At 57.2% G+C, this 21,966-nt stretch carries 20 protein-coding genes and 2 pseudogenes; 15 read left to right on the top strand and 7 right to left on the bottom strand.

Annotation, left to right across the window (positions count from 1 at the left end; genetic code table 11):
• From DY251_RS21410 to DY251_RS03510, 8 genes and pseudogenes are all read left to right on the top strand, one after another.
• Positions 1–494, top strand: a pseudogene (locus DY251_RS21410) (UPF0104 family protein); the annotation flags it as partial.
• 57 nt (positions 495–551) lie between these two features.
• A pseudogene (locus DY251_RS03485) lies at positions 552–761 on the top strand (TetR/AcrR family transcriptional regulator); the annotation flags it as partial.
• A gap of 1 nt (position 762) precedes the next feature.
• Positions 763–1,257 (top strand): hypothetical protein, encoded by a 495-nt coding sequence (locus DY251_RS21570; protein ID WP_170971301.1) that lies wholly within the window; start codon positions 763–765, stop codon positions 1,255–1,257.
• A 57-nt stretch (positions 1,258–1,314) separates the two neighbouring features.
• On the top strand, positions 1,315–1,944 hold the full coding sequence (locus DY251_RS03490) for a TetR/AcrR family transcriptional regulator (RefSeq protein ID WP_116622484.1): 630 nt from the start codon (positions 1,315–1,317) through the stop codon (positions 1,942–1,944).
• A 12-nt stretch (positions 1,945–1,956) separates the two neighbouring features.
• Positions 1,957–3,117 (top strand): isovaleryl-CoA dehydrogenase, encoded by a 1,161-nt coding sequence (locus DY251_RS03495; RefSeq protein ID WP_116622485.1) that lies wholly within the window; start codon positions 1,957–1,959, stop codon positions 3,115–3,117.
• 34 nt (positions 3,118–3,151) lie between these two features.
• On the top strand, positions 3,152–4,759 hold the full coding sequence (locus tag DY251_RS03500; protein ID WP_116622486.1) for a carboxyl transferase domain-containing protein: 1,608 nt from the start codon (positions 3,152–3,154) through the stop codon (positions 4,757–4,759).
• A 200-nt stretch (positions 4,760–4,959) separates the two neighbouring features.
• Positions 4,960–5,229: a hypothetical protein gene (locus tag DY251_RS03505; RefSeq protein ID WP_137113456.1), complete on the top strand. Its 270-nt coding sequence runs from the start codon at positions 4,960–4,962 to the stop codon at positions 5,227–5,229.
• A gap of 83 nt (positions 5,230–5,312) precedes the next feature.
• On the top strand, positions 5,313–6,605 hold the full coding sequence (locus DY251_RS03510) for a PQQ-dependent sugar dehydrogenase (RefSeq protein ID WP_116622488.1): 1,293 nt from the start codon (positions 5,313–5,315) through the stop codon (positions 6,603–6,605).
• A 4-nt stretch (positions 6,606–6,609) separates the two neighbouring features.
• On the opposite strand, the gene DY251_RS03515 is transcribed toward DY251_RS03510, so the two are convergent.
• On the bottom strand, positions 6,610–6,987 hold the full coding sequence (locus DY251_RS03515; protein WP_116622489.1) for a COG4315 family predicted lipoprotein: 378 nt from the start codon (positions 6,985–6,987) through the stop codon (positions 6,610–6,612).
• 165 nt (positions 6,988–7,152) lie between these two features.
• Here DY251_RS03515 and DY251_RS03520 point away from each other — a divergent pair, with 165 nt between their 5' ends.
• The 4 genes from DY251_RS03520 (at position 7,153) to DY251_RS03535 (ending at position 12,485) form a co-directional block, all read left to right on the top strand.
• Positions 7,153–9,048, top strand: coding sequence for an AI-2E family transporter (locus DY251_RS03520; protein WP_116622741.1), 1,896 nt, complete (start codon positions 7,153–7,155; stop codon positions 9,046–9,048).
• A 97-nt stretch (positions 9,049–9,145) separates the two neighbouring features.
• The gene (locus DY251_RS03525) at positions 9,146–9,499 is read left to right on the top strand and encodes a hypothetical protein (protein WP_137113455.1); all 354 of its coding nucleotides are present in this window, start codon (positions 9,146–9,148) and stop codon (positions 9,497–9,499) included.
• 144 nt (positions 9,500–9,643) lie between these two features.
• Positions 9,644–10,405, top strand: a complete 762-nt coding sequence (locus DY251_RS03530; RefSeq protein WP_170971309.1) for a VOC family protein — start codon at positions 9,644–9,646, stop codon at positions 10,403–10,405.
• 106 nt (positions 10,406–10,511) lie between these two features.
• On the top strand, positions 10,512–12,485 hold the full coding sequence (locus DY251_RS03535) for an acetyl/propionyl/methylcrotonyl-CoA carboxylase subunit alpha (RefSeq protein ID WP_116622742.1): 1,974 nt from the start codon (positions 10,512–10,514) through the stop codon (positions 12,483–12,485).
• A 6-nt stretch (positions 12,486–12,491) separates the two neighbouring features.
• Here the strand turns inward: DY251_RS03535 and DY251_RS03540 are convergent, their stop codons facing one another.
• The 3 genes from DY251_RS03540 to DY251_RS03550 all read right to left on the bottom strand — a co-directional run bounded on the left by DY251_RS03540 (position 12,492) and on the right by DY251_RS03550 (position 15,404).
• Complete coding sequence (locus tag DY251_RS03540; protein ID WP_158553214.1) at positions 12,492–13,628, bottom strand: DUF1353 domain-containing protein; 1,137 nt, start codon at positions 13,626–13,628, stop codon at positions 12,492–12,494.
• A 105-nt stretch (positions 13,629–13,733) separates the two neighbouring features.
• A complete protein-coding gene (locus DY251_RS03545) occupies positions 13,734–14,798 on the bottom strand; it encodes an ABC transporter substrate-binding protein (protein WP_425373275.1) in 1,065 nt (354 codons plus the stop codon).
• Positions 14,799–15,137: 339 nt separating this feature from the next.
• The gene (locus DY251_RS03550) at positions 15,138–15,404 is read right to left on the bottom strand and encodes an SEL1-like repeat protein (protein WP_116622494.1); all 267 of its coding nucleotides are present in this window, start codon (positions 15,402–15,404) and stop codon (positions 15,138–15,140) included.
• A 423-nt stretch (positions 15,405–15,827) separates the two neighbouring features.
• On the opposite strand from DY251_RS03550, the gene DY251_RS03555 reads away from it, so the two are divergent.
• Positions 15,828–16,169 carry a DUF2147 domain-containing protein gene (locus tag DY251_RS03555; protein ID WP_116622495.1) on the top strand — a complete coding sequence of 114 codons (342 nt, stop codon included), beginning with the start codon at positions 15,828–15,830 and terminating at the stop codon, positions 16,167–16,169.
• Between the two features lie 38 nt (positions 16,170–16,207).
• Here DY251_RS03555 and DY251_RS03560 read toward each other — a convergent pair whose 3' ends face one another.
• The gene (locus tag DY251_RS03560; protein WP_116622496.1) at positions 16,208–16,909 is read right to left on the bottom strand and encodes a glutathione S-transferase N-terminal domain-containing protein; all 702 of its coding nucleotides are present in this window, start codon (positions 16,907–16,909) and stop codon (positions 16,208–16,210) included.
• 323 nt (positions 16,910–17,232) lie between these two features.
• On the opposite strand from DY251_RS03560, the gene DY251_RS03565 reads away from it, so the two are divergent.
• Both DY251_RS03565 and DY251_RS03570 read left to right on the top strand, forming a co-directional pair.
• Entirely contained in the window at positions 17,233–17,415 is a 183-nt protein-coding gene (locus DY251_RS03565; protein ID WP_116622497.1) for a hypothetical protein, read from the top strand.
• 61 nt (positions 17,416–17,476) lie between these two features.
• Positions 17,477–18,979 (top strand): AMP nucleosidase, encoded by a 1,503-nt coding sequence (locus DY251_RS03570; RefSeq protein ID WP_116622498.1) that lies wholly within the window; start codon positions 17,477–17,479, stop codon positions 18,977–18,979.
• Here the strand turns inward: DY251_RS03570 and DY251_RS03575 are convergent.
• Positions 18,957–19,580 (bottom strand): DUF922 domain-containing protein, encoded by a 624-nt coding sequence (locus tag DY251_RS03575; RefSeq protein ID WP_116622499.1) that lies wholly within the window; start codon positions 19,578–19,580, stop codon positions 18,957–18,959. The genes DY251_RS03570 and DY251_RS03575 overlap by 23 nt on opposite strands.
• An 18-nt stretch (positions 19,581–19,598) precedes the next feature.
• On the bottom strand, positions 19,599–21,908 hold the full coding sequence (locus DY251_RS03580) for a PAS domain-containing sensor histidine kinase (protein ID WP_116622500.1): 2,310 nt from the start codon (positions 21,906–21,908) through the stop codon (positions 19,599–19,601).
• Positions 21,909–21,966: the final 58 nt, after the last annotated feature.

Here is a 21,966-nt window from a genome sequence, read left to right on the forward strand (position 1 = left end):
TCACGTTCCTTATCGCTCCGGTTCTGCTTTTTCCGTTGCGCAATGTGGTGATGCGATCTGCGGACAACGTCTTGCCCGCGCGGCTTTCCCATATCGTCGATCAGGTGTCACAAGGCGTTCCGCAAAGCTGGACGATGTTTCTGCGCGTCTGGGTACTGACCGTGTTCAACTGGGGTGTGAAGATGGCCGTGCTGGCGTGGGTGCTCTGGATCATGGGCGTACGGCCATTCGCGGCGATTTTTGGTGCGGCGCTCGGTGGCGAGCTTTCGTCTGTGTTGCCCATCCATGCACCGGGCGGTGTTGGCACCTACCCTGCGAGTATCGTTGCAGGCGCGGTTGCTTTTGGCGCCAAAAATGAGGCGAATGCGATGGATTTGCTGGCGCGAGCCGCCATCAACACGCATCTGATGATTGTAGTTTCGGCGCTTGCCGGAACCGCGCTTTCACTCCTGCTCGCTGGATTTTCGAGCCATCAACAGCCAAAGCTAAAATGACATCTTGAATTAATTGAACGTTCGTTTTATTAATTGCCTCGATATTGGGAGGATGTGTTGGCGCGAACGGCTGGTTCCGACGGTGAAAAGACCGACGCAGCGTTGCGCGACGCCGCACTTTCGCTGATCGCCCGCTATGGCTACGAGGCCGTTTCAATGCGCAGACTAGCCGAGGAGGTTGGCGTGCAGGCGGCAGCGCTCTATCGCTACTATGCGACCAAGGAAGATCTGCTCTATTCGCTGCTGACCGAACATATGCAGAAGTTGGTTGACGTTCCTTATCGCTCCGGTTCTGCTTTTTCCGTTGCGCAATGTGGTGATGCGATCTGCGGACAACGTCTTGCCCGCGCGGCTTTCCCATATCGTCGATCAGGTGTCACAAGGCGTTCCGCAAAGCTGGACGATGTTTCTGCGCGTCTGGGTACTGACCGTGTTCAACTGGGGTGTGAAGATGGCCGTGCTGGCGTGGGTGCTCTGGATCATGGGCGTACGGCCATTCGCGGCGATTTTTGGTGCGGCGCTCGGTGGCGAGCTTTCGTCTGTGTTGCCCATCCATGCACCGGGCGGTGTTGGCACCTACCCTGCGAGTATCGTTGCAGGCGCGGTTGCTTTTGGCGCCAAAAATGAGGCGAATGCGATGGATTTGCTGGCGCGAGCCGCCATCAACACGCATCTGATGATTGTAGTTTCGGCGCTTGCCGGAACCGCGCTTTCACTCCTGCTCGCTGGATTTTCGAGCCATCAACAGCCAAAGCTAAAATGACATCTTGAATTAATTGAACGTTCGTTTTATTAATTGCCTCGATATTGGGAGGATGTGTTGGCGCGAACGGCTGGTTCCGACGGTGAAAAGACCGACGCAGCGTTGCGCGACGCCGCACTTTCGCTGATCGCCCGCTATGGCTACGAGGCCGTTTCAATGCGCAGACTAGCCGAGGAGGTTGGCGTGCAGGCGGCAGCGCTCTATCGCTACTATGCGACCAAGGAAGATCTGCTCTATTCGCTGCTGACCGAACACATGCAGAAGCTTGTCGCGGCATGGGAGGCCGAAAGGCCGAGAAATGCCGAGCCGCCCGAGCAGCTAGCGGCTTTTGTCGAGCACCATATCGGCTTTCATGTTGCGCGCAGGCACTCCACCCATGTTTCGAACATGGAATTGCGCAGCCTAGCCCCTGAAAAGCTGACCCAGATTCTGAAAATGCGGAACGCATATGAAAAAGAGCTGCGCCAGATTTTGCGGACTGGCGCAGATGCGGGGCTTTTCATCGTCGAAGATGCGGGACTGACCGCGATGGCGATTATCCAAATGCTCACAGGCGTCATCGTCTGGTTTCGACCGGATGAAAGGCTGTCTGTCGAGGAAGTTACGAGCAATTACCTAAACATGACAATGCGCCTTGTTGGTGCAGAGCGCGGCTCCGAAGCAGCCGCCCTGCGCCGCGCGGGCTAGGGAGGCAAAAGAATGTATAACAACGGCCTGAATTTTCCGCTTGGCGACGAGGTTGAGGCGCTGCGCGACATGGTGCGGAGGTTCGCACAAGAGCAGATCGCGCCTTTGGCCACCGATACGGATCGCAATAACGAGTTTCCGGCTCATCTCTGGCAGGAAATGGGCGGCCTGGGCCTGCTCGGCATAACCGCGGACCCGGATTTCGGCGGTTCAGGAATGGGCTATCTCGCGCATGTCGTCGCTATGGAAGAGATTTCACGCGCGTCGGCTTCTGTGGGGCTTTCCTATGGTGCGCATTCCAACTTGTGCGTCAACCAGATCAACCGTTGGGGCACTACGGAGCAGAAGCGGCACTATCTGCCGAAACTGTGCACCGGCGAGCATGTTGGCGCTTTGGCTATGTCTGAGCCCGGTGCCGGCTCGGACGTCGTGTCGATGCGGCTGACAGCCGAAAAGCACAATGATTGCTACGTGCTCAACGGCACGAAAATGTGGATCACGAACGGCCCCGACGCCGACACGATGGTGGTTTACGCCAAAACCGATCCTGAGCGCCATTCGCGCGGGATTACCGCTTTTGTGGTTGAGCGCACGATGCCGGGTTTCTCGGTTGCGCAGAAACTCGATAAGCTCGGAATGCGTGGTTCGAACACCGGCGAACTGGTGTTCGACAATGTCGAAGTGCCGTTCGAGAATATTCTGCACGAGGAAGGTCGCGGCGTCGAGGTTTTGATGTCGGGCCTCGACTATGAACGCACGGTGCTGGCTGGTGGGCCACTCGGGATAATGGCGGCGTGCCTAGATGTGGCGATGCCTTACGTGCATGAGCGAAAGCAATTCGGCAAGGCAATCGGCGAATTCCAGCTCGTTCAGGGCAAGCTTGCGGACATGTACACAACGATGAACGCTTGTCGCGCATATGTATATGCCGTGGCGGCCGCGTGTGATCGTGGGGAAACGGCGCGCAAGGATGCGGCTGGCTGCATTTTGTTTGCAGCGGAAAAGGCGACGTTGATGGCACTTGATGCCATCCAACTGCTCGGCGGAAATGGCTATATCAATGATTACTCGACGGGTCGTCTGCTGCGCGATGCCAAGCTCTATGAAATCGGCGCAGGCACCAGCGAGATTCGCCGCTGGCTGATTGGCCGCGAAATGATGGCCGAAGGCTGATAGAAAAGACGGCCTCAAGGAGGAAACGGCGCGCATGCCTGTCATCAAATCGCAAATCTCCACCACATCGGAGAGCTTCAAGGCAAACTCGGAGCGCATGAAGGCGCTCGTTCATGATATTGCCGACAAATCAGCGGTCGTCGAAAAGGGCGGAACGGACGAGGCACGCCAGCGCCATGTCAGCCGTGGCAAGTTGTTGCCGCGCGACAGGCTCGCGAAGCTGCTGGACCCTGGTTCGGCATTCCTCGAAGTCGGGCAGTTCGCCGCTTATGGCATGTATTCGGGCGACATTTCCTCGGCAGGAATGATTGCCGGTGTTGGCCGCGTCGAAGGTCGTGAAGTAATGGTGGTTGTCAATGACGCCACCGTTAAGGGCGGCACATATTACCCGCTGACCGTGAAGAAGCATCTGCGGGCGCAGGAAATCGCCATGCAGAACAATCTGCCCTGCGTTTATTTGGTCGATTCAGGCGGCGCGAACCTGCCAAATCAGGACGAGGTGTTCCCGGATCGCGACCATTTCGGGCGCATATTTTTCAATCAGGCCAATATGTCGGCGGCGGGCATTCCGCAAATCGCCTGCGTGATGGGATCATGTACGGCGGGCGGCGCCTATGTGCCCGCAATGTCCGATGAATCCATTATGGTGCGCAAGCAGGCGACGATCTTTCTGGGCGGTCCTCCCCTTGTGAAAGCCGCAACGGGTGAGGAAGTTTCGGCGGAAGATCTTGGCGGTGCGGATGTGCATACGCGCGAATCCGGCGTGGCCGATCACTACGCCATGAACGACGAACATGCGCTCGCCATCACGCGCCGTATCGTGCGAAATCTGAATCGAAAGAAGACGATAGGTCTGGACCTTCGCAAACCGATTCCGCCGCTTCATGCGTCAAATGAGATTTACGGCGTTGTGCCTACCGATCTTCGCCAACCCTATGACGTGCGCGAAGTGATTGCGCGTATCGTTGACGGGTCCGAGTTCGACGAGTTCAAGCAGAATTACGGCACGACGCTCGTTACAGGTTTTGCGCATCTCTATGGTATGCCGGTCGGCATAATCGCGAATAACGGCGTGCTTTTTTCCGAAAGTGCGCAGAAAGGCGCTCACTTCATAGAGTTGTGCTGCCAGCGGCGGATTCCGCTGATCTTCTTGCAGAACATCACCGGCTTCATGGTGGGCCGCAAATATGAGGCGGGCGGCATTGCCAAAGATGGCGCGAAACTCGTAACCGCCGTTGCGACCGCACAAGTGCCGAAACTCACCATGATTATCGGCGGTTCGTTCGGTGCGGGTAATTATGGCATGTGCGGGCGCGCTTACTCTCCCCGCTTTCTCTGGATGTGGCCGAATGCGCGCATCTCCGTCATGGGCGGCGAGCAAGCCGCAATGGTGCTGGCGCAAGTCAAGCGCGAAGGCATCGAGCGCAAGGGCGGTACCTGGTCTGCGGAAGAGGAAGCCGAGTTCAAGCAGCCCACGCTGGAAAAGTATGAGCGCGAAGGGCATCCGCTCTATTCCTCTGCGCGTCTTTGGGACGACGGCATTATCGACCCTGCCCGAAGCCGGGACGTGCTTGGCCTGAGCCTTAGTGCCGCTCTAAATGCGGATATTCCCGATACGAAGTTCGGCGTTTTCCGGATGTAATTTCGCTCGCCTTTCCCACCCTCACTACAGACAGCCTTGCTTCAGTTGGGATCCGCACAGCCGGCTGGAGCAACAAAATTTCCCGCATAGCCAATTATTTTGAACTTCGTTCATTTTTCTCTTGAACATTGTTCAAGAAATGCTAACATCGAAATTGAACATAGTTCATCTTCAATATTAAAGTTTTGGCGGAGGCTGTCGTGAGCGAACGGTACACGGTCGTAGAAGACCCTTGCGGACTATTTTTCATATGGGACGAATCCACTCTGGAGCCCGCAATGATGGGCGACGATATTCTGGCCTTCGTACGCCACGACAGTGCGCGGCGCATCGCGCGCTTGCTGAATGCGCGCGCCAATGACGAATTTGGCCGTCGTGCCATTTGCCGAACCACCGACGATCTGGCGCTTCGGCGCTGCAATCTGGTCAACGACTCCGTGCGCGCGGGTGTAAAAGTAACGCAGCGCTAGAGGCACGCGCGAGGCCGGGTGGCGGGCTGGCCTCGCGCGGTGTAATTTCGGTGCGAATCCTTATCGTGCTGGAGCCCTGCCCTATGAAGCCTTCCAAACTATTTGCCGAGTTCGTTGCCTTCATCGGGGCTGGCGCAATCTTTTTCCGGCACCGAAATGACGGGCCCTTGCCGCAGGCGTTTGGCACGGAGCCGAAAATACCGCTCGCGAAACCGCAGGGCATTCCAACGCTGAAAATGCCGACGGCGAAGGGATGGGAAAAAGGCCAGACGCCAGTTGCTGCACCGGGCTTGAAGGTCAATGCCTTCGCGATGGGATTGAAGCATCCGCGCTGGATTCATGTTCTTTCCAATGGCGACGTGCTGGCCGCTGAAGCGCTGATGGCATCTGGCGGTGTCCGTTCGATTTTCGACTATGCAATGGTTTCGACTCTCGCACGCGCTGCTGCGGTTGGTGAAAGCCCCAATCGCATAACGCGGCTGCGCGACGCAGACGGCGACGGCGTGGCCGAAACCAAAGAGACTTTTCTCGACGGGCTGAATCAGCCTTTCGGAATGGCCGAGCTTGGCGACACGTTTTACGTGGGCAACACGGACGGCTTGATGGCTTTCCCGTTCAAGGATGGTCGCGTGACCGGAACAGGAAAGCGCCTGGCGACATTCAAGCCCGGCGGTCACTGGACACGGTCTATCCTGCCCAACAAGGACGGCACGAAACTTTATATTGGCGTTGGCTCGCTGAGCAACATTGGCGACAATGGCATGGAGGCTGAGCAAGGCCGCGCTTGCATCTATGAATATGACATTGCAAGCGGGACGAACCGGATATTCGCGGGGGGCTTGCGCAATCCGGTCGGTCTGGCATGGGAGCCGAAAACAAAGGCGCTCTGGACCGTTGTCAACGAGCGCGATGGTCTCGGCGATGAAACGCCGCCGGATTATCTAACCTCGGTCAGGGATGGAGCGTTTTACGGCTGGCCATATTGCTATTGGGACAAGGTCGTGGACGACCGCGTGCCGCAGGACAAGGCACTGGTCGCCCGCGCAACCCAACCAGACTACGCTCTGGGCGGACATACGGCTTCGCTTGGTCTTTGCTGGATGCCTGCAGGCACCCTGCCCGGCTTTCCGGATGGCATGGTGATTGGCCAACACGGTTCGTGGAACCGGTCAAAGCTCTCCGGCTATCGCGTGATCTTCATTCCGTTTGAAAAGGGCAAGCCGTCGGGCCCCTCGCGCGACATCCTGACCGGCTTCCTGTCGGCTGATGAGAAGGCGTCTTATGGCCGCCCGGTCGGCGTGGCTATTGGACCGGACGGCTCGTTGCTGGTGGCCGACGACGTCGGCGACGCAATCTGGCGCGTGACCTCCGCCTGACGGATCAATCCGGCTTGGCGATGTGCCAGACACCCATCTTGCCATCGCCAGCCATATCGCCCGCCTTTTTGTCGCCTATGAAGGTGTAAAGCGGCTTTTCGTTGTACGCCCACATCTTCGAGCCATCCTTGCGCTCCACAACAGTCCATTCGCCATCTGACTTCGCATCTGCCGCAGCGGCGAACGGTGGCCAGTTGGCGGCGCATTTGTCATAGCAATTGGTCTTGCCGGCAGTGTCTTTATCGAAGGTGTAGAGCGTCATTCCCTTGGCATCGGTGTAAATTTTGGCACCGCCCGCCTCTGCAACTTTTGCGGGTTCTGCAGCCGCCGAGGCGGATACGCTCAAACCAAGTGCTGCTAGCGCAAACATGATTGTTTTCATCGAACTTCTCCCTTTTCACGGTTGAGCCGTGTGAAAGGCAAACGACGGAGGCAGCCGAACTTTTCCCGACGCCGTCAAATGCTCGATACGCAATCTTTGCATCCTTAGGAATTTTCGTTGCAACCAATGCGCGCGCTGTCTGTTAAAGGCCGCGGGAGACACAGCATGGCAAACGGCAAGATCGAAAACGGCACCGCTGAAAATGCGTTCGATATGGATGGTCGACGCCTGTCGAGCATCGCCATTCCGCCGGTAGTGTCGCTCGTCGGCGTCACGGCTATTCTCTATCTCGGCCAGGAAGTGTTTCTGCCCCTGGCGGTGGCGCTGTTGCTGACCTTTGCGCTCGCGCCCATCGTTTCGGCCTTGCGCAAACTATCCATTCCTCGACCGGCTGCGGTCATCCTGACCGTGACGGTGGCGTTCCTTTGCATCGCGCTTTTCAGCTTTATGGTCGCAAGTCAGCTGAGTTCACTTGCGCAAAACATCCCGACATACCAGTCGAACATCATTCAGAAGGTACGCTCACTTAAGGATTCTGCAGATTCCGGCGGCATTTTCGAGCGGGTGACGCAGGCGGTCGAGCGGGTGGGCGCGGAAATGAGCGCCCGTGCAGATCAGCGTACGACTGGTGAGCGCCAGCCGCTGCCCGTTGAGATCGTGGACCAGCAAAGCGCAATCTATCTGCTTGTAAACGTTGTCGTACCGCTGCTCAGTCCGTTTGCAACGGCGGGCCTTGTGATCGTTGTCGTGATTTTCATGTTGCTGGAGCGCGAAGATTTGCGCGACCGCTTCATTCGGCTCGTCGGTACGGGTGATCTGCATCGCACTACACAGGCGTTGCAGGATGCCGGAAAGCGCGTCGGCCAATATCTGCTGATGCAGTTGATCATTAACACGAGCTATGCGGTGCCCATAGGCATAGGCCTTTGGCTTTTGGGCATACCCAACGCAATATTATGGGCGCTGCTGTCGTTAGTTTTGCGGTTTGTTCCCTATATCGGTCCAGCCATAAGCATGATTTTGCCGCTCTTTCTCGCAATTGCGGTGACGCCTGGATGGACGACTGTGCTCTGGACCGCCGGACTGTTCCTCGTCATGGAACTGTTCATCAACAATGTGATGGAGCCATGGCTTTACGGCTCGCGCACAGGGCTTTCACCGCTCGCGATTATCGTTGCTGCAATTTTCTGGACATGGCTTTGGGGGCCAGTTGGATTGGTTCTTTCCACGCCTTTGACCGTGTGTCTCGTGGTGCTCGGGCGGCACGTTCCGCAGTTTGAATTTCTGGATGTGTTGTTCGGCAATGAACCTGTGCTGGAACCAGACGCGCGCCTTTATCAGCGCTTGCTTGCTGGCGATCCCGATGAAGCGGCGGACAACGCGGAAACCATTCTGGAAGATAAATACCTCGTTGAATATTACGACGAGATTGGCATTCCCGCTCTTCTGTTTGGCGAATCCGACCGCGAACGTGGCGCGCTACAGGATGGGCAACTTCGCAGGTTTGCATCTACCGCGCTCACCTTCGTCGAAGACCTTGAAGATGCTGCCGACGAGCTGCGTGAAGACGAACAGGGCGACGAAAAACCCGTCGATGAAGATGGCGAACGTCTCGAGCTCCCGGATGGTGAAGGTTTCAAGCTGGTGATGATTGGCGGCAGGACCGAGCTTGATGATGTCGCGGCAGCTATTCTGGCTCAAGTTGTAGAGGGGCAAGGCGCGGAGGCCAGTATCGAATCTTTCCGCAAGCTGCACGGGTCGCGACAGACGATAGCAGGATTGGCCGAGGCGGATATTGTTGTCGTTTCTTATCTGAGCAGCACACCGCTTGCCTATGCGCGACAAGCCGTACGTAGGCTAAAGCGAGGAAAACGCGGTCTGCGCGTCGGCATTTATGTGCCAAATATGGAGGAGCATCGTGCCCTCGACGCCAAGGCAATCAGCGCTGATTTTGTCGCGACGTCTGTGGTGGAAGCGGTGCGGCTTGGTCTGGTCAAAGCGGAGGCGGTCGCACTGGCGCGAACGACAAGGCTCAAGCCAAGCCGTATCAAAAAGAAGTAGTGTTTGGTCGCCAGATACTTCGCCTCGCCGCTTGCTTATCTATATTCATTTATAATAGGCAAGAAATTGTCTTAGCCATCAGGTTGCGGGGAAAACAGTGAAATCATTGATTTGTGCATTTGTAGCCGTTGGAGCGTTGCTCTGCGGTGTGAACAACGGTTTTGCAGAAAACCTTTCAGGAAAGGTCGGCGACAAGCGCTATCCCGTACAATTTCCGATGGGAGAAAAGGATCAATGCGCCAAGACCTACAAGCAATACATCGCGGTCAACAACCACGCTGCCTACGCACAAACCGCAATCGCGTTTCCGGTTGAAGCATTTTTCTGCGCCGGCGCTGTCGGCTCTACCAAGGTGGAAGCCGAAAAGGAGGCGTTGAAAAGATGCCGCAGCCTTTTCAAGCGCTATAAAATGACCGTCGCCAAAAACTGCCAGATTTACGCCTCCAAGTAATTCAGTCGCGGTCGCAGCAAAGTCTCCTGACAGTTTTGGGCATTTCTGTCTTTCGATTGTCGGAATTGCGCGCGCATGATCGTCCTAGAGCGACCGGCGAGTATCAGGCCGGAGCAGTGCGCTAACCGAGGGAAGGAGACAGATATGTCTGCAGGATTCATTTGGCATGAACTGATGACGAGCGACGCGGGAGCGGCGAGAGCGTTCTACGCGAAGGTCATGGGCTGGAATCTCGAACCCTTTCCGGGAACGGGCATGGATTACACCGTTGTCAAAGCCGGAGAGCGCGGCGTTGGTGGCATCATGCCGATTCCGGAAGCTGCCAAGGCCAATGGAATGCCCCCCGTATGGGTGGCTTATATCCGCTCGAAGAACATCGATGCAGATGTCGCCACGCTGCAGAAGGCAGGTGGCAAATTGCACCGCGGTCCAGAGGAAATCGGTGGCGATGTTGGGCGATTTGCAGTTGTCGCCGACCCGCAAGGGGCGATGTTCATGCTCCTACAGCCGAATGGTCCCGAGCAGCGTCCGGTCGCGGAAATGACGCCGGGGCACGTTGGCTGGAACGAATTGATGGCCGACGATTGGGAAAACGCCTTCACGTTCTATTCCGGCCTCTTCGGATGGTCGAAAAGCCGTGGCATGGACATGGGCGACATGGGCATCTACCAGATCATTGCGCTGGATGGTGTGGATATGGGCGCGATGATGAACCGCCCGCCCAATGTTCCCGTTTGCTGGCAGTTTTACTTCATCGTCGATGGCCTTGATGCAGCGGTGGAGCGCGTGACTTCAAACGGCGGCAAGATCATCATGGGTCCGATGGAAGTGCCAGGCGGGCAATGGGTTGCGAATTGCACTGATCCGCAGGGCGCTCACTTCGGAATGGTGAGTAATACCAAGTAAGACGCCGCGCTAGCGAGCGAAGCTTATTTTGGGCTTTCAAGGTGGCCAGAGGCGCATTATGCAACTCTGGCCGCTTTCGATTCCGGATGCGGCGGGAGGACGTAAGATGAACCCACCATTCGGCAAAATCCTGATCGCAAATCGCGGCGAAATCGCCTGCAGGATCATTCGCACTGCGCACAAGCTGGGCGTCAAAACCGTCGCGGTCTATTCGGATGCAGACGCGAAATCTCTGCATGTCGCGATGGCGGATGAGGCCGTTCATATTGGCGCTTCACCCGTGGCCGAGAGTTACCTCATCGGCGAGCGGATCATTCAGGCGGCGAAAGCGACGGGTGCAGAGGCGATTCATCCCGGTTACGGATTCCTCTCGGAAAACCCGAACTTCGTTGAACAAGTCGTTGATGCGGGACTCATTTTTATCGGCCCATCTGCAGCGTCGATACGCGCTATGGGTCTGAAGGATGCGGCCAAACGATTGATGGAAAAGGCCGGAGTGCCCGTCGTGCCCGGTTACCATGGCGAAGCGCAAGAACTTGTCCTGCTCGCAGGCAAAGCGCACGACATCGGCTATCCGGTTTTGATCAAGGCGCGTGCTGGCGGCGGCGGCAAGGGCATGCGCCGCGTCGACAGTCCCGACGATTTTGCCGAAGCGCTCGCTGGCGCCAAGCGGGAGGCAAAAGCCGCGTTTGGTGACGACGCCGTGCTTATCGAGAAATATGTCGAGAAGCCGCGACACATTGAAGTGCAGGTGTTTGGAGACAATCACGGCAACGCTGTTCATTTGTTCGAGCGCGATTGTTCTGCCCAGCGCCGCCATCAAAAAGTTATTGAGGAGGCCCCTGCCCCCGGCATGACGGATGAGATGCGCACAGCCATGACCGACGCCGCCGTGAAGGCCGCAAAAGCCATCAGCTATTCCGGCGCCGGCACGATCGAATTTATCGTCGATGCATCGCAAGGGCTTCGCACGGATCGCTTCTGGTTCATGGAAATGAACACACGCCTGCAGGTCGAGCATCCCGTGACCGAGATGATTACGGGACTGGACCTCGTCGAATGGCAATTGCGCGTTGCGGCGGGTGAGAAGTTGCCGCTTTCGCAGGATCAGATCGCTTTGAATGGACATGCGTTTGAGGCGCGGCTCTATGCTGAGGATGCGAGCAAAGGCTTCCTGCCCGCCATTGGAACCCTGCATCACCTTGCTTTCCCCGCAACCGCTCCGGCGGGAACCGCCATGCGGATCGAAACCGGCGTGCGCGCTGGCGATGCAATCTCCCCCTATTACGATCCGATGATTGCAAAGATCGTGGTTCATGCGGCGGACCGGGCAACCGCGCTCGACGCGCTTGCGCAGGTGATCGACGAGACAGAAATCGCTGGGTCGGTAACGAATGCCGCGTTTTTGGCAGCGCTGGCCCGCGACGCAGATTTTGCGGTCGGTGATGTGGACACCGGCTTGATAGGGCGTAAGCAGCACGAACTGACCACGCTGCCGCCCGCATCCGCCGATACGATTAGCCTCGCTGCACTCCTTGCGTCGGGCGCCGGTGCTGTTGAAATGTCGGAGGATCCCTGGAGTACGCTTACAGGCTATTCGCATTTCCATCCGCTTGCGCGCAGCGTCACTATCGGGATGGGCGACACTGCCATTCACGCGAGCGTGGTTCCGCTAGAAAACAGCCGCTTTGCCGTGAAACTGGACGTAAGCGATCAAACGCACGAACACGCTTCCCCATTTAGTGAAGGATTTGCCGGACGCTTTGCAATATGGCCAGATCATGTGACCATTTTTGAGAATGGAAACGCCTACACCTTCTCGGTGCCGGACCCGTTCGCAGCCGCCGCAGATGGCGAGGCTGGAGCATCTTCGATGCGCGCGCCCATGCCGGGACTTGCAAAGCTCGTCATGGCCGCGAAAGGCGACGCTGTCACAAAGGGCCAGGCGCTGCTGATTCTGGAAGCTATGAAGATGGAGCACACGATTTCCGCCGCCCATGACGGCGTGATCGAGGATATTGTCTCCCAAGGCTCACAGGTCACGGATGGCACCGTGCTTGTCCGCTTCGTCGAGCAATAGCAACCGCTATTGCTGAATGCGGCCCGGCGTTAGGCGCAGATTGTTCCAATTGCGGAAGCTTTTGTCCGCATCGATGATACGGTTCCACTGTTGCCGAACTTGTGGGGTTTTTGCGACCGACCATTCAAGGCCCGTTCCGTTGAGCGATGTGGTGCGCGCCACGTCTTGCAAATAGGTTTCAGGCAGACGCTCCGGAAGACGCGCCGAAGCTATACCCAGCTGGTTCAACTCCGTTGCATTCCATGGTTGGCTGACATTCGAAAGACCGCCCTGCTCGCGCAGCTTCTGCGTCTCCTCGGTCAGTGTTCCGTCGATTGGCACCAAAAGGCCGAAATCATTGAAGCGCGTGCGATCAACCTCGGTACTGAAATCCGAGAAATTCGTCGCGCGCGTTACGATTGAGCGCAGTTGTTCGACGCCTTCAAAGGTAGCCGGGATTTGGCCAAGCTCGGTGACATCAATCACTTTGCCGTCGCTGTCCTTCAATGTTTTTGCAACAGCCATCAGCTTGGAGAGGACGAACGTATCGCGCGCCTCCTGCGCTCGACCTGCTGCCGCCACGAAATCATCCATCGGATTGGGGGCAGCGCGGCGTAGCGCTATAGTCGGGCTTGCCGATGGTTCGGGCGCAACAACCATTGCCTGCGGAACCGGCGCCGCGTCGTCCAGACACTGGCTGCCGTCGCTGTTTGCCGCTACCTGTGCCTCAGACCAATCCGGCCCGCCAACACGCACCGCAGTGTACATTAGCCATGCCTGCCAGCTTGGCGTGCCATTGGCCAACATACCGTAGTAGAAGTTTCGGTGCGTATCGACCGCCAAATGCGTCTGCACGCAACAGTAGTAATCGTGGATGACTGCGGCAGGGAAATAAGGCCCGCTGTAATTGTCGCCAACGATTATCTGGAACAGCCAAGGAATGCTCGCTCCGTCCGTATATCCACCAGCAGGTACGTCCCAAAACGTGCCGCTTGGATCCTCGAATTTCAGTTCTTTTGTCAGGCGGAACGGCTTACCCTGCCCGTTTGGCACATTCTCCAGAGCTATGGGGAGATCGAAGAACTTGCCGTAATCATCCTGCGCCAAAGCGTGGACTGGACTAAGCAATGCGAGCACTGTGAGTGTGGTTCTAAATCCGCCCATACGCCCCTCCTTCGCACAAGAGGGTACAATATACAGTTGTATTGTCTTCTTGAAAATAGAAACGGCCGGGACATTGCCCGGCCGCTTCATTTTATGATCGTACTTTTACTGCTTGATCGGCGCGTACTTGCCGTTGCTCCAGAGATTGATGTCGTACTTCGGGTCCTTCATGTCACCCTTCTCGTCGAACACAACCGAGCCGACAACCGTCTCGACCGGCTGGCCATTCTTGAGCGCTTCCGCAACAGCTGTCGGGTCGTCGCTGCCAGCACGCTCGATGCCCTGCGCAATTGCCTGAATCACCGCATAGGAGAACAGGGTGAAGCCTTCCGGCGCATAACCCTGCTCCTTGAACTTCTCCACGGCTGCCTTGGCTTCCGGACGAGCCTGCGGGTCAGCTGGGAACACGAACATCGTGCCTTCGCCTGCTGGGCCGGAGATCTGCCAGAACTCGGGCGATGCGATAGAGTCCGGCATCATGAGGGTAAGCTTGAAACCGGCATCCGCAGCCTGACGCAGCATCAGGCCAGCTTCCGGGTGATAGCCACCGAAATAGACGAGAGCCGGGTTCAGTTCCTTCAGCTTGGTAACGACCGCCGAATAGTCCTTCTCGCCAGCATTGATGCCTTCGAAGAGCACTTCCTTCATGCCGTGGGCATTGATGGATTCCTTGACCTTCTCAGCGATACCCTGGCCGTAGGCGCTCTTGTCGTGAAGGATCGCAACCGGCTTGTCCTTGTACTTCTCGGCAATCCACGGACCAATGAACAGGCCCTGCGCATCGTCACGCGTATAGAGACGCATAATCGTCGGCCAGCCATTCTTCGCAGCTTCGTCCGTCAGAACCGGACTGGATGCGGATGCGGTCATCATGAGAACGCCACCCTCAGCATAGACTGCCGAAGCCGGAATGGTCGCGCCGGAGCAAGTGTGCCCATCCACGAACTTGATGCCCTCGGCGATGACGCGGTTTGCAACCGACACGGCCTGCTTCGGATCGCATGCGTCGTCTTCCATCACGATCTTGATCTGACGTCCGCCAAGCACGCCACCCTTGGCGTTGATCTCGGCAGCGGCAGCTTCCGCGCCGCGCTTATATTGGTCGCCGATGTTCGCAAGCGGCCCGGTGACTGGCGTCGCGACAGCGATACTGATGTCTTCAGCAGCCATAGCCGCGGGTATTCCGAGCGCCAGGCTCAGCAACGCCGCTTGGGTCAGTCTTTTGAGTATCATGGGCTTTCTCCCTGAATTTTCTGATTCGGCAGTAAAAAAGATCAAGTGCCGTTGGTAGCCTGCAAGGCATGAATGTGCCAGCGGCCAGCCCTGTCATTTTAGCAAGCCAGCCGCAAGGGAAACATCAAATCAACGAGAGCTAATCAAAAGGAAAAGCCGCAGCGGTTTCCCACTGCGGCCTGACTGGAGGTCACTTCCCTGTATTTTCGGCCTTGTTTTATCCGGCGGCGCAGCTGTCCTTCGATGCCGCGTTCTTGCCGATCCGACCTTTTGAATTCAGTGCATCGTCATCCATTCGCGCGCTTCGCGAAGCGCACGGACGAGTTCCGGTTTCGTCAACGACGGAGCCAGTTCCGCACGCAGGCGGGCGGCTTCAGCCGAGCCGCGGATCGCGGCGATATTGAACCATTTATGCGCTGCAACCAGGTCGGTTACGCAGTCGCGGCCCGTTGCGTACATCAGGCCAAGCTCGCAAAGCATGTCGGCCTGGGAGCGATCTCCCATCGTGCCGAAGCTGCCTTCATGAGTATCGAATTGTGCCATGTCCGTCGTCCCTGTTATCCCCCGAGAGCTGCCCTTTTTGTTTTGCCGTGGGCTTGCTTTCGATGGTCTGGAGAATGGACCCGACGCTTGAATCACCGGTTAAACGGTGTGCTTAACGCCACCCAAACGAAATCGAAAAACTTCGTAAATTAAGCATCGCATTAACCACAAAAATCCAGCAATTGCGCCGTTTTGGGAGATATATTCAATTTGTGCGGAATGCTGCAAAAAACGCTTTGTTAAGCATGCTCGACGTTCATGTTTGGGTAAGCTTCTCGCAGATGCCTTTATTGGGTCGAAAAATCCGCACTCTTACCCAGCGGCACCGGCTTTCGCCCTCATTTCTATTCGGCTAGTCTGCCGAACGGGAGAGCAGATCGCGCAATGTATAGGCGCTCGTAATTATATAACGGGAGGAATTGCATGCTTCGGAAGATCGGTTTTACAACGGTGGCTCTTCTCATAGCGACAAGCGCCGCGTTCGCAGATGATATTGTCGGCAATTGGAAAACAGATTCAGGAGAGACGGCGGCCATTGCCGGCACCGGACCCTTTTCGATCACCCTCCAAACCGGCAAATACACAGGAAAGCGCATTGGCTCATTGAACGCCGGGGGCGACGGCCGCTATTCGGGCGAAATCACAGACCCCGCCACGGACAAAACCTATTCGGGCAAGGCAGCGCTTTCCGGCAACAGCCTGAAAATGAGCGGCTGCGTGCTTGGCGGCTTGATTTGCAAAACCCAGAACTGGAAGCGAAACTAACAGAGGTGCGGCAGCAGTTGCCCGCTGCCGCATAATCCTCAGGCGCGCGCCTTCTGTCCGAATAGAACCTTCTGCGCTTCTTTGTCGTCAGCGAGGTTGGCGCGGTATTCCTCTCCAACTGCCAGCGCCTTTTCTACGGCAGGCCGCGCCATAATTGCCTCGAACCAGCGTTTCAGGTGTGGGAAATCTTCGAGATCCTGCCCCTGATTTTTGTATGGTCGAACCCAGCCGATCGCCGCCATATCCGCGATTGAATATTCTCCGCCGAGATATTCATTCTCCGCCAGGCGCTTGTTCATGACGCCGTAGAGGCGATTGACCTCGTTCGTGTAGCGCTTGATGCCATATTCGATTTTCTCCGGTGCGTATTGCCGGAAGTGGTGCGCCTGACCGGCCATCGGCCCAAGGCCACCCACCTGCCAGAAAAGCCATTCCTCGACCGCTACGCGCTTGCGCTCGTCGGCGGGATAGAACTTGCCGAACTTCCGGCCAAGATATTGCAGGATCGCACCGGACTCGAAAACAGAGATCGGCTCACCGCCCGGCCCTTCCGGATCAACAATTGCCGGCATGCGATTGTTTGGCGAAATTTTCAGGAAGGCGGGCTCGAACTGCTCGCCCTTGCCGATGTTGACGTAGTTCACCTTGTAAGGAACACCTAGTTCCTCAAGCATGATTGTTATTTTCCAGCCATTCGGAGTTGGCCAGTAATAGAGTTCAATAGGTTTGCTTTGAGCCATCACTTACTCCTTCGATTGGCTCCTAGGAGATATGCGCTTGCATTCCAAACGCAATCGCGAAGCACCGTAAAGACGCGTCAATAATTTTGAACGTCCGATGAATGCTGCCATCAGAGGCAGTTCAGGCGCGGCAGGCGATAAGTGAAGCATCGAAGAGGAACTACCGATGCTTGCTCGCCGATTTTCACTTGTCTGCCTTTTGACCGCTCTGTTCGGAATGGGTTTGGCCAGCATTGTGGCCCAGCATCACGAGAGCCGTCGATCCCAAGATTTTGCGACCTGCCCATTCGGGCGTGACGCAAGCTGCCGCTAGGAGACGCGTGATGCATACGCCACTCGCAATTACGAAAACGCTCTTTCGCTCAATGCTCGTTGTGCTGATGCTTGCCGCTCCTGTTCTGGCGGTTCCGGCATCGCAGTCATTCGGCGAAAACATCATCGAAGCTCCTGCCCCCAAAGCAAAAGGCATCGGCTTCGCGCTGCTCGTCATATTGCAGCGGACATAATACGCTACAGATGTTCACAAGGCCCCCTCCCAAGGTGTGCGACGAACATTTATAGTGGGTCATGGAAAAGCGAATCTATCCGGAACCAATCGAAACGATCTCCAGCCCCGAGCCCTTTGCCCGGCAAAGCTTCATGGACCCCGCAGAAGCGGTTGCGACCCTGAGCAAGCTCTATCGGCGCAATACGAAATTCCTGCGGGACTCATTCTCGAATTTAGCTAAGGGCGGCCCCACCGACCGCCGGTATCGCGCCTTTTATCCAGAGGTTGGCGTCCAGACCAATTCCTATGCGCGGATCGACTCGCGCCAGGCTTACGGCCATATGCCGACACCCGGTTATTTCGCAACGACGATCACGCGGCCAGATCTGTTCGAAACTTACCTGATCGAGCAGCTTCGGTTGATCATTCGTAATCACGGTGTCCCGGTAACGGTCGGCGAATCCGAAACACCTATCCCCATCCACTTCGCATTCTACGAAGGGAAGCATGTGGATGGTTCGATTGCAGAGCGGCTGAACCGCCCCATTCGCGATCTGTTCGATGTCCCGGATCTCGACGGAACCGATGACCATATCGCCAACGGCACATTTGAAGTGATGCCCGGCGAGTCTCGCCCGCTTGCGCCGTTTACCGCGCAGCGCGTGGACTATTCACTGCATCGCCTTTCGCACTACACGGCCACGGAACCACATCACTTCCAGAACTTCGTTCTGTTTACGAACTACCAGTTCTATATCGACGAGTTCTGCGTCTATGCGCGCGATCTGATGGCGGATGGCGGTCACGGCTACACCGAGTTTGTTGAACCCGGAAACCTGATTACCAAGGCTGGCGAGAATGCCCCGCATTCGGGCGCAACGCCGCCGCGTATGCCGCAAATGCCAACCTATCATTTGAAGAAGGAAGGCCACGGCGGCATCACGATGATCAATATCGGCGTCGGCCCCTCCAACGCCAAGACGATCACCGACCACGTTGCCGTGCTGCGGCCTCATGCGTGGCTGATGCTCGGCCATTGCGCCGGTCTGCGTAACACGCAGGCGCTTGGCGACTACGTTCTGGCACATGCCTATGTGCGTGAAGACCACGTTCTGGACGACGATCTGCCGGTTTGGGTGCCGATCCCGCCGCTGGCCGAAGTTCAGGTCGCGTTGCAGGAGGCTGTCGCGGAAGTCACCGGCCTTTCGGGCTATGATCTCAAGCGCATCATGCGCACGGGTACGGTAGCGACCATCGACAACAGGAACTGGGAACTGCGCGACCAGCGCGGACCCGTACAGCGGCTGTCGCAGTCACGCGCCATTGCGCTCGATATGGAGTCCGCGACAATCGCAGCCAATGGCTTCCGCTTCCGCGTGCCGTATGGAACCTTGCTCTGTGTTTCCGACAAGCCTTTGCATGGCGAATTGAAACTGCCCGGCATGGCCAGCGAATTCTACAAGCGTCAGGTTTCCCAACATCTCAAGATCGGCATTCGCGCGCTGGAGAAGTTGGCCGAAATGCCTGCGGACAGACTGCATTCACGCAAGCTGCGGAGCTTTACGGAAACGGCGTTCCAGTAGTTGCAGGCGGCGGCGGGCGGTCGCCATTGACGAAAGTCAGAATAAGCTGGTGGAGATTGCCGCCTTCAGCGAGCTCAGCGCGATGGAAATCGCGGCTACGCGATCTGTAGGTCTGGCGTTCCTGCTCGATAATGTCGGAGACGACGCGCTTGACCTTTGCGCAAGTCTTGTCGTTTTCAACGCGAGCATTGGCGATGCGCTCCTGTGTGGTTTTCACCATTTCCTGAAGCATCTGACCGTGCTGATGTTCATGTTCGCGCACGCCTGTGATGAAGTCCTGCCACAACCTATCCAGCGGCGGCTTCAAATTTCCCGTAGCCTTGGGCAGCAGGTAAGTCGTCGTGAAAATCGGCTTGGCTGAAACAAGCCTGCAATCACCGCCCTCTTCGTCGAAAAGCCGCTTCCAGGTCAGGCTGTAATCGGTATTGGCTATAGCGCCCCGCGGCCCGTTCTCACCAATGGAAACATAGAGGTCATAGGCCGTGCCGCCCTTCACCGCGTAGGTTTTCTCGATGACCTTGCCGATGATGGTTTCATCGGCGTTGGCAACCGTGGCGATAAGACAAATGGTTAGCAGACCTGCGCCCAATCGAAACGTCATAGCGCGCGGGTTAGCACGCTAAGCCGCTTTTGCCAAAACAGGCTCGTCCTTCACGGGGATGCGCACCGAGACGATTGTCCCTGCGCCTTCGGACGAGCGGATTTTCAGAGCGCCGCCGTGGAGTTCTGCAAGTGAGCGCGAGATTGCCAGCCCCAAGCCCGATCCGGTGTGGTTTTTCGAGAACTGGTTCTGCACCTGCTCGAATGGTCGGCCAAGCTTGCGCAGCGCAGATTTCGGAATGCCGCAGCCATTGTCTTCAATCGCGAGCAGAAGCGCGCGCGGTGTCCGACGAGCCTTTACGGAGATCTCGCCGCCCTCCCCGGTGAACTTCACCGCGTTCGACAGAAGATTGATTACGATCTGTTTCATGGCGCGCTTGTCGGCGCAGAAGGTCATCGCCTCCGCGATGTCGGTTTTAACCGTGATCGACTTGGCGGCAGCCTGAATGGCAATGACGCGCACGGTCTCTTTAATGAGTGGGCACAGATCAATCTCTTCCGGCTCGATGGTGAATTGTCCCGCCTCGATCTTCGACATGTCGAGAATGTCGTTGATGACGCCGAGCAGATATTCACCGGAAAGCCTGATGTCGGTGGAGTATTCCACATAGCGCTCATTGCCGAGCGGCCCGAAATGCCCCGCGCTCATGATCTCGGAGAAACCGATGATCGCGTTGAGCGGAGTGCGCAACTCATGCGACATGTTGGCGAGGAATTCGGACTTCGCGCGGCTCGCCGCCTCGGCGCGCTCCGTCTCGCGCATGCAGATGCGGTTCAGCTCTTCCAGTTGCTGCATGTGCTCGTTGGCGGATTTGCGCGCAATGCTCAGATCGTGGATCGTCGCCATCTGGCGGCGTTCGCTCTCTGTCAGCTTCGTCTGCTGTTGCTTCAACTGCGTGATGTCTGCGCCGATCGAAACAACGCCGCCATCCTCGGTTTTCAACTCGTTGACCTGTACCCAGCGTCCATCGGCAAGCTGCCGCTCATACGTGGCAGCGCCCTTGGCACCGTTTGCGTTCGCAAGACGACGCTCGGAGAGATATGCGCTGCGGCGGCCCTCGATCTTTGTGCGCGGCGTTCCCGGACGAACATCGTCCTCGGACAATCCATGATCGAGCTTGAATTTCTCGTTGCACATAACCAGGCAGTCCTGCGCGTCCCACAGAACGAAGGACTCCGAGATGCGCTCAACGGCGGTGTGCAGCCGCTCTTCTACCGCCTGCGAACGCATGGCGAGGTGGCGCTGTTCGGTCACATCAACCGCAATGCCGATGAGGTGCAATTCCGGAGCACCCGGCGAAACGACTTGCGCGCGGGCACGCATCCAGACCCAACGGCCATCGGCATGGCGCATACGGAAAACCTGATCGATCTGGTCCGTCTCGCCCGCCACGATTGCGTCAGCCTGACTGAATAGATCGGCGTCGTCAGGGTGGATGATTGCGTCAACATCGCCGAAGGAAAGCATCCCGTCACGCGGCTTATAGCCAAGCATGTCGTACATGGAGCGCGACCAATACATGCGTCCCCGTGCCATATCCCAGTCCCACAGCCCGCAGCGGCCACGAACAAGCGCGAGGTCGATGCGCTGATGCGCTTCCACAAATATGCGATCTGCGGCCTGCGCGCGCGCAGCTTGGCTGAAATAGGCGTAGAGCATGATGATCATCACGCCTGCCGTCAGCACGAACAAGGTAATGTTCAGCGAAAGCTCGCGGTGCCAAGCGGCCAGAACACTGTCGCGCGGCGCCATGGCGATCACGGAGTATTTTCCGTCATTGGAGCGATGCGTTGCCGCCAGCCATGTCTCGCCATCGACAGCGACTTGCCGAACCCCGGCATGTTCGCCAAGCAGAAGCAGAGCATCTGCCCCCGACACGAGGCGGTTGAGTTCCATGCCAATCCAGCCGCCTGCGGTCTGGCTCACGGCGAGAATGCGATTATTGTGATCGAGAACTGCCAGAATGTGGTTCTGGCTGACGGTGGCATAGGCCGCCTCGTTGATTATTTGAAGGCGGCGTTCCTGGTCGGGTGCAGGCGTCAACGCCAGCGCGGTTGCCATTTGCGTGGACGTCTGAGCCAGCGTCGAGCTTGCGGTGCGCTCGATCTCATCGCGCAAATCCATCAGCGCCATAAAGCGCGCGGTCGCGACTGCGCAGAGAAACACAAGTATCAGCGCGGGAATTGCACGCCGCAGCAGCGGCTCCGCTGTTATAAGGCGCTGATAGCCTGGCTGTTCATAGCCATGGATTTCCTCGATCCGCCTTATCTTCGGCCTGCGAGCAAAAAAGCTCCTGCCGGCCGCGCTCCACGCGTCCGCTACCGCCATTGCTGGCTCCCCACCATTTTTTATCTTTGATTGATCCGGCAACAAGTTACGCCCGAAT

The organism is Mesorhizobium denitrificans (assembly GCF_003403035.1).
In the GTDB taxonomy this organism is placed as follows: domain Bacteria; phylum Pseudomonadota; class Alphaproteobacteria; order Rhizobiales; family Rhizobiaceae; genus Mesorhizobium_G; species Mesorhizobium_G denitrificans.

Coding starts and splice junctions, on each gene's coding strand:
- DY251_RS03530 (WP_170971309.1), top strand. CDS start 9,644: ATGTCTGCAGGATTCATTTGGCATGAACTGATGACGAGCGACGCGGGA.
- DY251_RS03535 (WP_116622742.1), top strand. CDS start 10,512: ATGAACCCACCATTCGGCAAAATCCTGATCGCAAATCGCGGCGAAATC.
- DY251_RS03550 (WP_116622494.1), bottom strand. CDS start 15,404: ATGGCACAATTCGATACTCATGAAGGCAGCTTCGGCACGATGGGAGAT.
- DY251_RS03510 (WP_116622488.1), top strand. CDS start 5,313: ATGAAGCCTTCCAAACTATTTGCCGAGTTCGTTGCCTTCATCGGGGCT.
- DY251_RS03545 (WP_425373275.1), bottom strand. CDS start 14,798: ATGGCTGCTGAAGACATCAGTATCGCTGTCGCGACGCCAGTCACCGGG.
- DY251_RS03580 (WP_116622500.1), bottom strand. CDS start 21,908: ATGGCGGTAGCGGACGCGTGGAGCGCGGCCGGCAGGAGCTTTTTTGCT.
- DY251_RS03570 (WP_116622498.1), top strand. CDS start 17,477: ATGGAAAAGCGAATCTATCCGGAACCAATCGAAACGATCTCCAGCCCC.
- DY251_RS03575 (WP_116622499.1), bottom strand. CDS start 19,580: ATGACGTTTCGATTGGGCGCAGGTCTGCTAACCATTTGTCTTATCGCC.
- DY251_RS03560 (WP_116622496.1), bottom strand. CDS start 16,909: ATGGCTCAAAGCAAACCTATTGAACTCTATTACTGGCCAACTCCGAAT.
- DY251_RS03540 (WP_158553214.1), bottom strand. CDS start 13,628: ATGGGCGGATTTAGAACCACACTCACAGTGCTCGCATTGCTTAGTCCA.
- DY251_RS03500 (WP_116622486.1), top strand. CDS start 3,152: ATGCCTGTCATCAAATCGCAAATCTCCACCACATCGGAGAGCTTCAAG.
- DY251_RS03555 (WP_116622495.1), top strand. CDS start 15,828: ATGCTTCGGAAGATCGGTTTTACAACGGTGGCTCTTCTCATAGCGACA.
- DY251_RS03495 (WP_116622485.1), top strand. CDS start 1,957: ATGTATAACAACGGCCTGAATTTTCCGCTTGGCGACGAGGTTGAGGCG.
- DY251_RS03515 (WP_116622489.1), bottom strand. CDS start 6,987: ATGAAAACAATCATGTTTGCGCTAGCAGCACTTGGTTTGAGCGTATCC.
- DY251_RS03520 (WP_116622741.1), top strand. CDS start 7,153: ATGGCAAACGGCAAGATCGAAAACGGCACCGCTGAAAATGCGTTCGAT.
- DY251_RS03565 (WP_116622497.1), top strand. CDS start 17,233: ATGCATACGCCACTCGCAATTACGAAAACGCTCTTTCGCTCAATGCTC.